This window comes from Pedococcus sp. KACC 23699 (assembly GCF_045348425.1).
Taxonomy (GTDB): domain Bacteria; phylum Actinomycetota; class Actinomycetes; order Actinomycetales; family Dermatophilaceae; genus Pedococcus.
On sequence record NZ_CP157483.1, the window covers coordinates 522,685 to 537,299 of the forward strand.

Annotated in this window: 10 protein-coding genes; 3 read left to right on the forward strand and 7 right to left on the reverse strand. The window is 67.3% G+C overall.

Annotation, left to right across the window (positions count from 1 at the left end; all coding sequences use genetic code 11):
- The first annotated feature begins 232 nt into the window (after nucleotides 1-232).
- Together ABEG17_RS02460 and ABEG17_RS02465 are read left to right on the forward strand one after the other, a co-directional pair.
- Nucleotides 233-1,708 (forward strand): exonuclease domain-containing protein, encoded by a 1,476-nt coding sequence (locus ABEG17_RS02460; RefSeq protein WP_406831685.1) that lies wholly within the window; start codon nucleotides 233-235, stop codon nucleotides 1,706-1,708.
- A gap of 713 nt (nucleotides 1,709-2,421) precedes the next feature.
- The gene (locus tag ABEG17_RS02465; protein WP_406831687.1) at nucleotides 2,422-4,143 is read left to right on the forward strand and encodes a hypothetical protein; all 1,722 of its coding nucleotides are present in this window, start codon (nucleotides 2,422-2,424) and stop codon (nucleotides 4,141-4,143) included.
- 87 nt (nucleotides 4,144-4,230) lie between these two features.
- Here ABEG17_RS02465 and ABEG17_RS02470 read toward each other — a convergent pair whose 3' ends face one another.
- Nucleotides 4,231-4,731: a hypothetical protein gene (locus tag ABEG17_RS02470; protein WP_406831689.1), complete on the reverse strand. Its 501-nt coding sequence runs from the start codon at nucleotides 4,729-4,731 to the stop codon at nucleotides 4,231-4,233.
- Nucleotides 4,732-5,277: 546 nt separating this feature from the next.
- Here ABEG17_RS02470 and ABEG17_RS02475 point away from each other — a divergent pair.
- Nucleotides 5,278-6,855, forward strand: a complete 1,578-nt coding sequence (locus tag ABEG17_RS02475) for a Na+/H+ antiporter (protein WP_406831690.1) — start codon at nucleotides 5,278-5,280, stop codon at nucleotides 6,853-6,855.
- A gap of 124 nt (nucleotides 6,856-6,979) precedes the next feature.
- On the opposite strand, the gene ABEG17_RS02480 is transcribed toward ABEG17_RS02475, so the two are convergent.
- The 6 genes from ABEG17_RS02480 to ABEG17_RS02505 form a co-directional block, all read right to left on the reverse strand.
- Entirely contained in the window at nucleotides 6,980-8,038 is a 1,059-nt protein-coding gene (locus tag ABEG17_RS02480; RefSeq protein ID WP_406831692.1) for a Swt1 family HEPN domain-containing protein, read from the reverse strand.
- A 176-nt stretch (nucleotides 8,039-8,214) separates the two neighbouring features.
- Entirely contained in the window at nucleotides 8,215-8,610 is a 396-nt protein-coding gene (locus ABEG17_RS02485; RefSeq protein WP_406831694.1) for a VOC family protein, read from the reverse strand.
- Between the two features lie 133 nt (nucleotides 8,611-8,743).
- The gene (locus ABEG17_RS02490; protein ID WP_406831696.1) at nucleotides 8,744-9,445 is read right to left on the reverse strand and encodes an ABC transporter ATP-binding protein; all 702 of its coding nucleotides are present in this window, start codon (nucleotides 9,443-9,445) and stop codon (nucleotides 8,744-8,746) included.
- Nucleotides 9,446-9,458: 13 nt separating this feature from the next.
- Entirely contained in the window at nucleotides 9,459-10,286 is an 828-nt protein-coding gene (locus tag ABEG17_RS02495) for an ABC transporter ATP-binding protein (RefSeq protein ID WP_406831697.1), read from the reverse strand.
- Nucleotides 10,287-10,333: 47 nt separating this feature from the next.
- Nucleotides 10,334-13,429: an FtsX-like permease family protein gene (locus tag ABEG17_RS02500; RefSeq protein WP_406831698.1), complete on the reverse strand. Its 3,096-nt coding sequence runs from the start codon at nucleotides 13,427-13,429 to the stop codon at nucleotides 10,334-10,336.
- Between the two features lie 104 nt (nucleotides 13,430-13,533).
- Nucleotides 13,534-14,556 (reverse strand): hypothetical protein, encoded by a 1,023-nt coding sequence (locus tag ABEG17_RS02505; RefSeq protein ID WP_406831699.1) that lies wholly within the window; start codon nucleotides 14,554-14,556, stop codon nucleotides 13,534-13,536.
- Nucleotides 14,557-14,615 lie beyond the last annotated feature (59 nt).

The window sequence follows — 14,615 nt, forward strand, 5'->3', positions numbered from 1 at the left end:
CCCCTGTCTGGTTCACTGCCGACGTACAGCGACCCTCGCCGGGGTCGCGTAGTTGGGGGGAATCGTGGGCGCTTTCAGGGACGCGTTTCGGCGTCTGATCGGCCATTCCGAAGAGGTATCGGCTCCATCACAGCCGCTACTAAGCCAGGCACCCCGGATGTCTCACGCTCCCCGAGCGCCCCAATCAGCACCGTCCGAGGGGGCACCCTCGTGGCCCCGGACGGGTTATGCAGTGCTCGATGTCGAGACGACCGGACTGTCCCCTCGATCAGATCGCGTGATCGAGGTTGGCGTCGTACTGCTTGACGGCAACGGTCAGCGCGAACACGAGTGGACGAGCCGAATCAACCCACAAGGTCCCGTCGGAGCAACCCACATCCACGGCATCACCGACGCTGATGTAGCTCACGCGCCGACCTTCGAGCAGCTCGCCCCGCACCTCGCCGGGCTCCTCCACGGCCGAGCGCTCGTCGCGCACAACGCCCGGTTCGACTCGTCCTTCATGAGGTACGAGTTCGGCCGTGCAAACTGGTCCTGGCCGATCGTTCCTACCCTCTGCACGCTGGAAGCATCCTGGCACTACATGCCGCACCTTGATCGTCGGCGCTTGGTCGACTGCTGTTGGGCCGCCGGGGTGAACTTGGACGGTGGGCACTCTGCCCTGGTGGACGCACGAGCCACCGCGGAGCTGCTTGGCCACTTCCTCAACTCTGCCTTTCCGCCCGCGCCCCTCAAGGAGCACCGCGCCATCCTGGGTCAAGCGACACGGGTGCCCTGGCCCACGCTGGCCGGAACGGGACGCATTGCCGACCCAGCCGCACCGCCCAAGCCCCCCTCGCGAGTCTCCCACCACTACGCACCACCCCTGCGAGTAGCCAGCCTTCTAGAGACCTTCTCCCTCTCCGACGCGCTCGACGACGGAGCCTCCGAAGCGTCCCTGCCTTACCTTGAACTTCTGACCGAAGCCCTCGAAGACGGCGAACTCAACGGGCAGGAACGGGCAGCCCTGGGTGAAGTTGCTGAGTTGTACGAGCTCGGCACAGACGGCGTCGACCGTGCACACCGGGGTTTCATGCGTGCCCTAGCCAGGGCAGCCATCGAAGACGGCAAGATCACCCGAGCCGAGCGACGAGAACTCCATGCGATGGCCCGGCTGCTAGGACAGCCCATATCCACGGTCAAGGACCTCCTCGACGGTGAGGAAGAGGCACGTCTCGCCTCCTTGTCGACCGGACTCGCACCCCTCCCAGACATTTGGGCCCACGGCGAGCCCCTCCGAGTCGGCCAACGCATCGCCTTCACCGGCTGCGACGACGCCGAACGCGACCTGCTCGAACAAGCTGCGAGCCAGGCAGGCGTACGCGTCCTCAACAACGTCAGTCGCCGCACCGCCCTCCTGGTCACGGACGGCTCTTTCCAAGGAGGCAAAGCCGAAGCCGCCGCGCAGCTCGGCACACGCCTCGTCACTCCTCAAGACTTCGCGACAATGCTCCGTCACATCCAGCCGCACCAAGCCCCCAGCACGAGAGACGAGCCAGTGCACTCGGCGGCAACGCAAAGCCCAGCGCCGGCGAAGTTGGCCCCAACGGACCATCGCGCCGCACCCGGCGTAGTGCGCACATGGGCCATCGCCAACGGCTACTCCGTCGGCGCCCGTGGCCGCCTTTCAAGGGAAATCTGGGAAGCGCACAAGGCGGCAACCGCCTGACCTGTGCCGTGGATCGGATTGCCTCAACATCCGCCGATGTCCAAAACACCAAACGTCGATCGAGGAAGACACCATGGCTCCGATCTCTAGCTCGCCAAGCACGAAGCCGTGCCACTACGTGACTCTCTCCGACCTGACAAGCGACCCTTGCGGAGGTCGACTCATCCTCTGGTGCCACACATGTGCGAGCTACAGCGAGCCCGAGGACCAGCATGTCTTTGAGGACGAGTGGCACGAAACATTCTTCGCCATGGTGATGGACCATCATGGCTTCACCGCAGAAGAACGATATTCCGTCTCGTTTGCAGCCGCACTGGGAGACATTGACGCGGCCCTGAACCTCACCGAGGAGATCCAGCGGACTCGCTGTCCCGACCACCCCGGAGTGTGCACCCACTGGTAATTGAACCTCCCCCGGCCCTCTCCGCAACCGATGTCGGCTACCACCTGTCCGGCTCAATTCCACGTCCTGGTTGGGGCCGCCAGAGAGGACGGACCTGCGAAAGGACTACTGCCGTGGTTGGGTTGAGGCCCCGCTGACGGTGCCCACACGCACGAAGACATTGCTGCACAGCGCCCATAAAGACTGCGTGATGTCGACATGAGTGCTGCGCAAGATCCCGCGAGGACCTGCTGTGGCCGACGACGCATGGCCTCGGAACTATGTCCGGTACGGTCGCGCTGAAAGGAAGCCGGAGCTAGAGGGGAGAATCATGGCAGGGGGCACCTACGAGCCAGAAATCTGGATCGGCGATGACGAACCGATCGCAACGTTTTTTCTTCGTCTTCCTGAGACTGTGGGCTGGCCCCAGGGCGTTCCAGTCCGCGACCTTGTGAAGATGGGCCCCGAGCTCCATCGCCTTCTGGATACGCCAAGCAGCGGCGATGCGCTGGAATCTGGCGATGCGCCGGGTGGCAAGTTTGAAAACCTCACGAGGGCGCACGTGCTCGCCTCCTCGATCCTCTTCCATCAGGTCGAAATCGATCTTGTCGCGGCCTTGGGCATGGATGCCACCATGGCTGCAGTCGAAGCCGGACTACCCAAGAGCCAAGAATCCCCGAGCGACGTCCGCGGTGAAGAATTCGCCGCAGTCCATCCCGCTGGTTATTCGACGGTCGCGGAGGTCGCGATTCCTCTCCAGACGCTTGCTGCCATCAGAGCGGCGGACCGACTCGATGACAAGTTCGTCATGCCTGACCCAGAGGCGGCGAAGGAACTTATGGAACCAGCTTTCGATGCCGCGGTCCGCGCTGTCGGCAGCTTTCAGGCCGCATACCATGCCGCGACTCGACGGCCCCTGACACTCCTCACCGGCGCACTACTTCCTCCCCTAGTGCCGTACGTCTTACGCACGCACCTTCAGATTGCGGCCAAGGAGCCTGCCGAGGTTTGTCTGTTTCACGCCAACTCGAACTTCGTTCATGCTTCCGAGGCGCCAACGCTCGAGCCTGAGCAGGTCGATGCGGTGTTCGAAGCGGGCCGACGGGATCCGGCCCTGCGCATGTACCTGGATCTACATCAGCAGGGATCTGCAGCACTGTTCAGCCGAGGCAACACGCGTGAAGCCATCGTCATGATGGCCGCTGCCTCGGAAGCTCTTCTGAACATCACCTTGTGCCACATGCGCTGGGAGGATGGGCTCACGCCCGAACAAAGTGCCGGCCTGTGGCGCCAAGGCTTGGCCACTCGAGTTAAGACGCAATACGCGAACTTGTTGGGTGGTGATTGGAAGACGGATGGCAATGGCGCAGTGGGTAGGTGGGCCGATGACGTAGCTGCCGTCCGACATCGCGTTGTCCATGGCGGCTACCTGCCTAGCGTCGCGGAGGCCGAGCAAAGCATCGAGTCACTGGAGAGACTTCTCACCTTCATCGGCGATCGGCTCGTGTATGGGTCCAATCTCCGCCGGTACCCAAGAACGGCCTCAGAACTTCTCAATGAGTCGGGGCTTCGGCGTAGGGGGCGGTATCCCAAGTGGTTGCAAGAGCTGCAGGTGGATCCAGCGGAGCCCCTATGGCACCAGTCGTTTAGCGCTTGGTATGCGGCCCACTCGAGGCTGTTGGGTGACGAAGCTCGTCCACGCATCCCTGAGGAACTACGTTCGCAGTTGCTGTGCGTTCACCGATCTCGCGAAGACTACATCTGGGTACTCCGCGACCCCCTGACGCATCAAGCAGCTGAAGCCGAAGTGGTGACCCCACCTCCAAACGATGACCCCGTAGCAAATTTCCAGCGAATCCAAGAGGCTGCCGAAGGGGGCAGCGATCCCAGATTTCCGATCAGTGTTGCCTACGCAAGATCTGAGGAGGTCGTCGTTACCCGTCTGGGCCCGTGGGTCGAGGAATACCACCTGTGTCCACTGGCCGGAGTCATGCTCGATGGCTCGGATGTCGAGGCCCCATGGCCCATTCCGCCAGCATCGCGTTACCGCTGAGCCGCCGTCGCAAGTTGGGCATCTGGCGCGAAGCCCTCAACGCTCGATTCGTCCTTCCGCCGCGTGTCGGCCCGCGGCCCAGCGGCTTTAGAACAGGACCTTGGTGCTCAACAGGCCGTCCCCGGGAGAGCGCCCGGACAAGATTCGGCAGAACTCGACCGCGTCCATCTCCGGCACCGCGCCGCCCGCTCCGGATTGATACCGCCCACCGGCGGGTCCGGTAAGGGTCAGGTCGACCGGCTGGCCATGGCGCCGGACCCAGTCCAAACACACGTCCTGCACGATGCGGCCGTTGACGGGGGAACCAAGCGACGGCGGACGACCGACCACCTCGCTGATGTCGATGGTGTGCATCCACGCATCGCGGGTGGAGACCACGTCCAGCAGCCGGCCGAGGTTGACCGAGCGCGGCATCCCCGCCGCGGCCGAACCACCGGTGGACAGCGGCACACTGAGGGCGCCGAACCACGCCGACAGACGCAGGCGCCCACGGACGGCATGCGGTTCAACGGCGCGCAGTGCCTCGGCCCGCCGCGCATCGGGCAGGCCGGCATGGTCGGCGATCTGAAGGCTGTTGACCGCGTCCAACGGATTGCCGCCGAACTCCCCTCGATGACGCAGCCCCCAGAGCTGCTGCCCTACGAACTCACGTACGGACGCGTTACCCCGGGGCGCGCCGATCAGATGCCGACCATGTCCGCGGCCGACCCAGCCAGGTCAAGCAGTCGGCAACGCCCAGTCCTTCTCGCCCAACGTCCGCAGCAGTGCGTCGAGCTGCTCATACACCGCGAGGCAGACCGGCCCAGCATCGGTACGCCGAGTGATCTGAGCCATCTGGGCAACGTCATGACCTTTCGACAAACGGTCCTCCAAACGTCAGCGACTCGCGCACCGCACAACACACGCAGACTACGGCCATCGACACCACCGCCTCTGCGCCGCCAGTCGGCTGGCCTTACGACCGTCCGTCCCTGTAGCGGGTCACTCCACCCTCACTCCACGGGGCGTGACAATCCATCGCCGCGGGCGGCGCCGTTTCGGTATAGGCGCGCATGGGTTCCCGGCCGAGGAAGCGCCATGGTGGGGTGTGTAATCGGGGTGGCCGACGGGTAGACGGCCCGACAAGATGAGTCTGTGTTCGGACTCGAGATAGTGGTCATGCTCGGACTCGCCTTGGTGGTGTGCGGTCTGTTTGCGCGGCGCTACCCCATCGCGCCAGCCATCTTGCTCGTGCTGGTCGGGGTGCTGCTCGGTTTCTGGCCGCACGTGCGGCAGGCCCAGCTGCCGCCGGAGGTGGTGCTTCTCCTGTTCCTGCCCGCCTTGCTGTACTGGGAGAGCCTGACGACCTCATTGCGGGAGATCCGCAACAACCTGCGGGTCGTGGTCCTGACCAGCACCGCGTTGGTCTTCGCCACCGCTGCCGCGGTCGCTGGCGCCGCGCACTGGCTCGGCCTCGGGTGGGGGCCGGCGTGGGTTCTCGGCGCGGCTCTGGCACCTACCGACGCCACGGCTGTCGGCGTCCTGGCCCGCGACCTACCCCGCCGCACGGTGACCGTGCTCCGCGCCGAGAGCCTGATCAACGACGGCACCGCCCTTGTCCTCTATGGACTGGCGGTGGGCGTAACGGTCGGCCAAGAGGACCTCACCGGCTGGCACGTGACCTGGTTGTTGGTACTGGCGTACTGCGGGGGTGTTCTGGCTGGCGCACTCATCGGATTGGTCAGCTGGCAGGTTCGGCGCCGGATGGACGACCCGATGCTGGAAGCCATCGCGATGCTGGTTACGCCCTTCGCAGCGTTCCTACTGGCAGACGTCCTCCACGCGTCCGGCGTCCTGGCCGTCGTGGTGTGCGGGCTGTTCATGAGCCAGGTGGCGCCACGCATTACTGGCGCGGTGACGCGGCAGATCGCCATACCGTTCTGGGCGCTGTCCACGACGGTGCTCAGCAGTGCGCTCTTCGTACTTGTCGGGGTGTCGGCCCAGTCCGCTGTCCGGGGGTTGAGCAGCGCCTCCATGATGCGGGCGCTCGGTGACGTACTGGTGGTCACGGCCGTCGTCATCGGGGTCCGGTGGGCGTGGATCTACACGACGCCCTACCTCATCCGGCTCCTCGATCGCCGCCCGGCCCAGCGGTTGCGCCGCGTCCCGGCGCGGCAACGCATGGTCAGCGCGGTAGCGGGGTTCCGGGGAGCGGTGTCGCTGGCCGCGATCCTTGCCGTGCCGCACGCCCTGGACTCCGGAGCACCCTTTCCCGGACGAGACCTGATGGTGCTGATCACGTGCGGGGTGATCCTCCTGACCCTTCTCCAGGCACTTCTCCTGCCCTCGGTGGTGCGGTTCGCGCGGCTGCCAGCTGATACCTCGGTCGACGAAGAGGTCCAGTACGCCGACGAGTACACCCTGGACGTGGCAATCGAGGCGCTCGAAAACACGGCCAGCGAGCTCGACAGCGATGAGATGGTGATCGAGCGGGTGCGTCGCGAACTGGACAAGCAGCGCAGGCTGGTGGCTGCTGCAGGTGCGCAGGACAATCCTGCGGTCCAGCACGACGACCAGTACACGAGCCTTCTACTCGCTCTCATCGGCAGGCGACGTGAGGCACTCCTCGAGCTGCGCGACGCGCAACGCATCGACGACATCGCGCTGCGTCGGGTGCAGGCTGGGCTCGACGCCGACGAGGTGCGGTTGCTGAGAGCGCACCCTCTCGAGTGACGGGGAGCGATGCCCGGTGCGCCGTCGCGCAAGGGAACGGCGCAGCCTTGCGAGAGGGCGTAGGTCTTTCCGCCGCATTCGGGGGAGCCCTCGCCTGCGGGTCTCAAGGTTCGGCACGATCCGTTCACCACGAGGGTGCCTGGCGAACGACCGAGCCCGCACCAAAGGTGCTCACGGGAACTGTCGTATCGCTCAGCGTGTTCCATCCGGTGTTATGGAGGATTCGGTGATCGACTGCGCGCGCGCGGGCGCCCCAGTCCTCGTTGAGGGCCGAGTCGTCAAAGGGGGCCGGGCGCGAGAGAGTGAGAACACTGTCGAAGGCTCGGCCGATTGCGTCGGCAATCTCCATCCCCGGATCGGCGGCGCTGAAGGTGAACCCAATGTGCCACGGATCATTGGCGACAAGGTGCATCAACAAGGGCCGGACGTTGTCGGTCGCGTAGTCATGCCAAAGCTCCACTGGGTCAATCGTTCGGCCGCGCATCAGGAAGTCAGCGTGCCAGAGAATCCCCGGTGCGTTGTCACCCACCTCCTGCCCTTTGGCCCATGGCCGCCGGCTGAACTGCAGGACCAGCTTGGTGTCATAGTTCCTGCGCGCGTGCTCGACGAGCCTTTGCGCGTCATCGTGATTCTGGTGCAGCCACGCATCCGTCACTGGGTCGTGCTGTTCCCAGAGCAAGTCCCGTCGGTTGTACGAGGCCTGAGCAATGAAGGCCCCTCGCTCGAGATCGCGCAAGGTCTGTTCCAGCCTACTGAGGTCATCGGGGTGCGGAACTCGCATATGTCCTATGCGATGCCGGATTCGCTTGAGATCCTCTTGACGCCCTTCCCATGATCGTTTCTCGACTAGGGCATAGCCGAATAGGTCCCAGTTCTCGGACATGACGTCGAGAAGCTGACTGTAGTCCAGGTAGGCGAGGGGGTTTCGGCTGTCCGCGCCCTCCATGTGCGTGAATGCAGCGTCCTGCGATTGGCGGCCTGCGGACCGCGAGACGGAAGCTTCCCAGGTCTTTCCATACCTGGCCCGTAGTTCGACGTATGCCAGTTCTCGCAGCCATGTCTCGAGTTGCCACCACCGAGCGAAGACGCCAATCGAGCGCTCCTGCAAGCCGTTGTTCAACGCAGCGGATACGGCGGCATGATTGTCCGGGTCGCCCCATTGCGCTTGCGTTGGCTCGTTCACGTGACAGTTCTACCCGAGGAGCACGTCCAGACGAGGTATTTCCTGCCCGTTGGGGCCGTCGAATGCGCTCGTGCCGTCCGTCTATCCGCCGCCTGCTGGCGCGCTGTCCGTCGGTGGCTGCTTTGGGCTCGGTCTGGCGCGGACGGGCTGAACCGACGGCTCGTCCGAGTTGCCGCTTAGACTTGCTGGGCCAAACCGACCACATGACCCTGAGGGTCGGCGATGAGCGCGAACGACACCCCGGGAACGCTGACCGGCTCCTGCACGACGCGTCCGCCGAGGCGTGTCGTGTCTGCGATGGCGCCGGCCATGTCCTCAACACCGACGAAGAACGTGACCAGGTCGCCGTCGTCGCCCTGAAGCGGGCTGATCGCGGTGTACAGCGCTCCGGGCACCCCAGTCTCGACAAAGGTGTAGCCGGGGAAAGCGCCTTCGGTGGGGTAAGTCCAGCCAAACAGCTCCCCGAAAAATGCCCTTGTTGCGTCAGGGTCGCTCGAACGGATCTCGGCGTGCACGATGGGGTGGCACATGATGACCTCCGATTCTGCGGGGCCACCGGGCGTGGCCTTCAACCAGATGACGTTCGAGCCCGTCCCCAATCGACGGTGCTCAGCGACCAGCTGCCCGGCATCATGCGCTTGGGTGGCTGTCTCGCGTGCCGTGTCCGCGCGGTGCGTCTATCCGCCGCCTTTGCACACGGCGAGCTCACCCGAGGGTACGGACGATCTCGCAGCGGCCGTCGTCGAGCCGCACCTCACAGTCAGCCGCCTGCGCCGCCTCCGGGTCGTGCGTGGCCATGAGGACGATCGCTCCCCGCGACGCCTCTGCCCGCAGCAGTGCCAGAACCCGCTCTCGGTTGTCGTGATCGAGCTCGCTCGTGGGCTCGTCGGCGAGCAACACCCGTGGCCGCAGCGCTAGCCCGCGCGCGACCGACACCCGTTGCTGCTGACCACCGCTCAGCTCCTCGGCCAGGTGACTGCCGGACTCCTCGAGGCTGACTGCCCTCAGCGCCTCCTGCGCGCGGCGCGCGGCCTCCTCGGCAGGCACGCCCCTAGCCAGCAGCGGGAGTTCAACGTTCTCCCGCGCCGACAACAGCAGTGCGAGGGCGCTGCCCTGCGGGATCACCTCGATCCCGAGATCGCCCGCCTGCTCGCGCCCGCTCACCGCCTCGACGCCCAACCGCACGCTGCCCTCGAACGGAACCGCCCCCGCGATCGCCCACAGCAGGGACGACTTGCCCGCGCCACTGTGACCCGTGACAGCGATGAAGTCGCCCGGGTGGGCCTCCAAGCGGGCGGCGTCCACAGCCACCGTGGTCCCGTGTCGGACGGTGACCCCGGAAAGCACCAGCGGGGGCACCAAGCCTTCCATCCCTTCCCGGTCCACGTCCTGTCGGTCAATGTCCACGAAACCTCGTCGCTCAGCCACCTTGGCCCCCTCCCCCTTCGGGCACGAGCGTCCAGACGCCGTCCACGTGGTGCACCCGGACGAAGGCGCCGGGCGGGAACGCGGCGACCGCCGCGGCAGGCAGCGGCAGGGAGCCGTCGGCGGACACCACGGCGTACTCCTCGCCCGCGCGCCCCTCGCTGCCCACGCGACCGTCGCGGATGGTCACCGTGCGCGGGAGCCGCGCCGCGACGTCGGGGTCGTGGGTCACGACGACGATCGTCGTGCCCCACTCCTCGTTGACGCGGTGCAGCGCGTCGAGGACGACGTCGCGCGAGGTGTGGTGGAGTTGGCTGGTCGGCTCGTCGCCGAGGAGGAGCCCGGGCCGGCTCGCGAGCGACACCGCGAGAGCGGCGAGCTGGAGCTGTCCCGGCGGCAGGGAGTCGAGAGGTTCGGTGGCGGCGTGGTCGAGGCCGACGAGCTCGAGCACCTCGGCGGCACCCGGGACGCCCCGGCCGGCCTTGACCGCCGAGCGCTGCGCGAACTCGACGTTCTGACGAGCGGTCAAGTAGGGCAACAGGTTTCGCGTGGCACCCTGCAGGATGATGCCGACGTCTGCGGCCCGGAAGCGGTCGAGCTCCGGCTCGGTCATCGTCGACAGCTCGTGCTCCCCCACCCGCACGCGGCCGGCGCTCGGGCGCATCAGGCCGCCGAACAACGTCAGCAGCGTGGACTTGCCTGCACCCGACGGGCCCAGCAGTCCGACCACCTCACCGGGGGCGACGACGAGGTCCACGCCCGACAGGGCCGCGACGTCGTGGCCCTCAGCCCGGTAGATGTGGACCAGGCCACGGGTGCTCACCCCCAGACCACCACCATCTGCCGTGGCGGACGTCGTCCTGGCCGTTCTCACAGCGTCTCCCGGATCCTGCTGAGGGTGACCCGGCTACCGGACGAGAGCGCAGCAGCGAGCGCCGCAAGGATCAGTACCACGAGGGCGACGAGGGTCGCGCCAAGGACCGCTGTTATGGACGGCGCAATCTGCAGGGCCGGTACGGGCGTCGATGCGTCGTCGAACAACGGCAGCAGCGGCATCGCCAAGGCCGCCGCGGTGACGCCGCAGACCGCTCCCACGACAGTCCCGAGGGTGACGACGAGCACCTGCTCACGCACCAGCGACCGCCGCAGCACGCCCAGCCGCACCCCGGACATGTGCAGCGCGGCAAGGTCTCGGGCCACGACCCGCCACCCCGTCGCAGCGATCACGATCACGACTAGGGCGGCGAGGACGACGGCCATCGCCCCGCTGAACAGCGCGAGCCGCACCCCCCAGCCCGACCCGGAGGCGACGATCCGGGCCTTTGCGTCGTCGTAGTGGTGGGCCGTCGTGACGCCGATCCCCGTCCTGCCCAAGGCCGCGCGCACCGCCTGCTCCTGGCCGGGCTCGCGTAGCCAGACCGACAGCGTGCCGCCGGCGCCGAGCGGGCCCCCTAGCCGGGCCAGCGTGCGGTAGTCGACCATGACGCCCCGTGTGCCGAGCACGGGCAGCGCAGCCGGCCGCTGTACCGCCGTCACCTGCATCGGTGCCCCATTGAGCCCGATGGCCTGGAACGACTTGGCGGTGCCACCGGGTGGCACGGGCCCCGCCAGAAGGCCCGGCAGCTGCGCGGGCACATCGGCATATGACACCCTGACGGTGACCCCGCTGGACCGGAACGCCAGTCGAAGGGTGTCCGATGTCGGGAACGTCAGGCGGAGGTCGTCATGGGTGCCCGAGGAGAGAGGGGTGAACGGGTTCCAGCGGGTTACGTCGTCGACATCGAGGCGTCGGTCGTCGATGCCTAGCCCTGCGATCGTGACGGTGCCGACCACCCCCTTGGACAGAGGGTCGGTCTGGACCACGCCGATACCATCGAGTCGGCACCCAGCGGGGCACAGCAGTGGGGTGGAGAAGTCCTTCGACCCTGCACCGGTGGCGGGCAGGTCGACGACGTCGCGGGTGAGCCGCCGGCCGGTCGTCGTCGTGACGTCGAGACGCACGACCACGGGGGTCGCGGCGTCACCGGTGCCGGATGCGTCGAGCGGGTCCGCGGTGCTTCGGGTCTCCCAGGTCACGTGACCGGTGACGCGCTGCCCCACGAGTGGGACCGTCGCGACGGCGGGGGGTCGCAGCAGGCGGGTGCGCAGCTCGGCGCCCGCCGGGGAGAACGCCACCTGGTCGAACGTGGACCCGATGACGGCCATGGTCGGGGTGGACCCCTGAGCGGTCTGGCGCACCACCGCCACTGGCAGCACGCGGCGGCCGGACGGGTCGATCCCCTGCACGGCGCCAGCGAGTTTCGTCGGGTCCGAGCTGTCGGTGTCCAGGACCACCGGGGCCCCGGTGGTGAGCTGGGCCCGCGCGACCCAGTTGCGGTCCGCGACCACGAGGGCGTTGGCGGCGAACACGGTGAGCGAGACCGCCACGCTGACGACGGTGACCACCGTGCGCATCGCGGGACGACGCTCGAGCCCGTATGCCGCGAGCGCCGGCCCGATGCGCCCACGGCGCAGGTTGGTCCGCCCCACGGACCGGGCGATGGGCACGGCGGCGCGCGAGGCCACGAGGCCACCGGCCAGAGCCACCAACGTCGGGGTGAGCAGTGCCAGCGGACCCTGGAGGGCGCGGGTCGCCAGGCCCACAAGGCCGAAACCTGCGAGCGCGACGGCGAGCAGGTCGACGATGCCGAGGCCGACGCGACGGGCGGGTGAGACCCGGCGCAGCAGCGCGGAGATGCTCTGCCGCTGGAGCGGACGCGCGGCGACGACGACGGCCAGGACGCAGACGACCGCCGAGGCGAGCAGGCCCACGATTGCGATCCAAGACACCTCGAACGGCACTCCGTCCGCCAACAGGCGACGGCGCACGACCTCGGACAGCACCACCGCCGCCACGGCGCCCACCGGCAGGCCGAGCAGGACGGTGAGGCCGAGTTCGGTGATGACGAGCCGGCCGGCTCCCTCGCGGCTGCGGCCCCGAAGCCGGGCGAGGGCCGCCTCAGGCCGTCGCTGGTCAACGGCCGCCCGGGCCACGAGGACCAGGATGGCAGCGCCGAGCAGTGCGAGCTGTGCCGTGAGCAGCGGGACGATGACCCGCAACTGCCCCTGGGCGTCCTCGACCGTGGCGATGAACGCCGGCAGCTCACTCTGGACCACGACGTCGGTGTGCCCGTTGGGCACGCCTTCGACTCGCGGCTGCAGTGCCGATGTCACCCGGTCGAGGTTGCCCATCGTCACCGACTCGGCCCTAAGGGGAAAGATCAACGTCGACCCGACGTGCACCCAAGTGGGGTCGAACGTCGCCTCAGTGGTGACGAGGTCGTCAACACCCGGCACCGTCTGAGACCCGAAGTTGGTCGGTACACCGGACTTGCCGTCGAGTTGTGTACCCAGCCAGTAGGCAGGGTTGGGACGGACGGCGTACACCCCGACGACCGTGAGCCGGGCGGTCCGCTGGGCCTGCCCCGGACTCGTCGACGAACCCGTGCCCGGAACTGGCGTGTCGAACGTCCGGCCCAGTCGCCAGGACCAGGTGCTCGCGTCCTTCGACGACACCAGCACCTCACCGGGGGTCTGCGGGCAGCGGCCCCTCACCGTCAGGTGCGCGCAGACGTCGCTGCGCGAGAGGAGTCGGACGGGTGACGGCAGGAGTCCGTGGCGGGGAGTGATGAAGATGGAGTCCTGCATCTGCCTGAAGGGAACCATGTACAACCCACGCAGCACCGGTGGCACGACATCGGCCAGGTCCCCGGGCTGGCGGGTGGGGAAGCGCTCACTGCGTCCGCCGCGTACGGACAGGGCGGTACCGGTGATGGGTGCCTGGTCGATGGTGCTGCGCAGGAGGGACTGCTCGAGGGCCCGCTCGTACAGCGGCGCGAAGACGGCGCAGGTGGCGATGAGTGCCGAGAGGACGACCAGGGGCAGCGCCTGGGCCCGCCGGTACCTGATCGCCGCCCACAAGGCCACGGCGGCTCCCGTGCCGTCGCGCCCTCCACCGGCCCCTCCTGGGGACGTCCGTCCGTCCGGGCGCGCTGCAGCCACTGGCAACCTTCAGCTCTTCGACGACGTGCTCAGGCGGCCACGGCGACCCGGTCCACCGCGACGTCCTTGTGAGTGCGGCGGTCACTGACTCCCTGCCGGAGGAGAATCAGCACGAAGCTGACCACGAACCACGCAATCAGGACCGCGATCGAGGCCCAGGCGTGCGAACCACCGAAGTAGCCGAAGTCGTTGACTGCCCGCACGGCCGCGCCGGGCGGAAGCTTGGCAGAGACGGCCTGCGCCCAAGTAGGCAGCAGGTCGTAACCGATGGTCGCTCCGCTGGTGGCATTTCCGATAGTCGTGAGGATCAGGACCGCCAGTCCGATCCCCGCAGGGCCGAGCCAGGCACCAAGGGCCTTCGTGGCAAACGCGCTTGCCGCCGAGAGCAGGATGAGCGAGAGCGCCAGGGCGGAGAACGGGGCTGTCAGAGACCCGAAGACAGGACCCGCGATGGTTGCCGCGATGAGGCCGATGGCAACCGCGAACCCGACCATCGCGTACAGCCGGTGACGAAGGCGAACCGTGCGGGTCGCGCCGGTGAGTCCCTGAGCGAGGACGAAGGAGGACAGCGTGACGCCGAAGACCACGTAGAAGGCGGACAGGCCGCGTGAGTCATAGCGCGCCAGCGGGACGATGTCCGCTTCTTCGACGCTGAAGCCGCCCTTGCTCGCCAGACCGGCGACGAGCCTTCGCGCCGCAGCGCTCTCGCTGAAGCCGCTGGCACCGGCGTAGTGGAGGCGCAACGAGCTCGGCGAGGTCGCGCTGACGACGGCAATCGCGTCGCCGTTACGGACGAGCTCGTCCCCCCTTTCGAGGCTGGGGACCGCGATGACGTCTACCTTCTCCGCCAGTCCCGAGCGCACCGCCGAGGAGAGCTGCTGACCCACCGTGGCGAGCGGCAGGTTGCGCGGTTCCGGAGAACGTTGCAGCCCGACGTACACCGCGATGAACGCCGCGCCGATGATCAGGCCGGTGACGACCAGCGGGATCCAAGTGCGGTGCTGGGTGATTACGGGAGACCCGACGGGGTGTGGAGCGGATGATGACGACATGGGTTGGTCCTCGGCTATAGTGGTTTGAATGTCAAACAAAGAAAACGGTAACACAAGTG

Coding starts and splice junctions, on each gene's coding strand:
- ABEG17_RS02465 (WP_406831687.1), top strand. CDS start 2,422: ATGGCAGGGGGCACCTACGAGCCAGAAATCTGGATCGGCGATGACGAA.
- ABEG17_RS02505 (WP_406831699.1), bottom strand. CDS start 14,556: ATGTCGTCATCATCCGCTCCACACCCCGTCGGGTCTCCCGTAATCACC.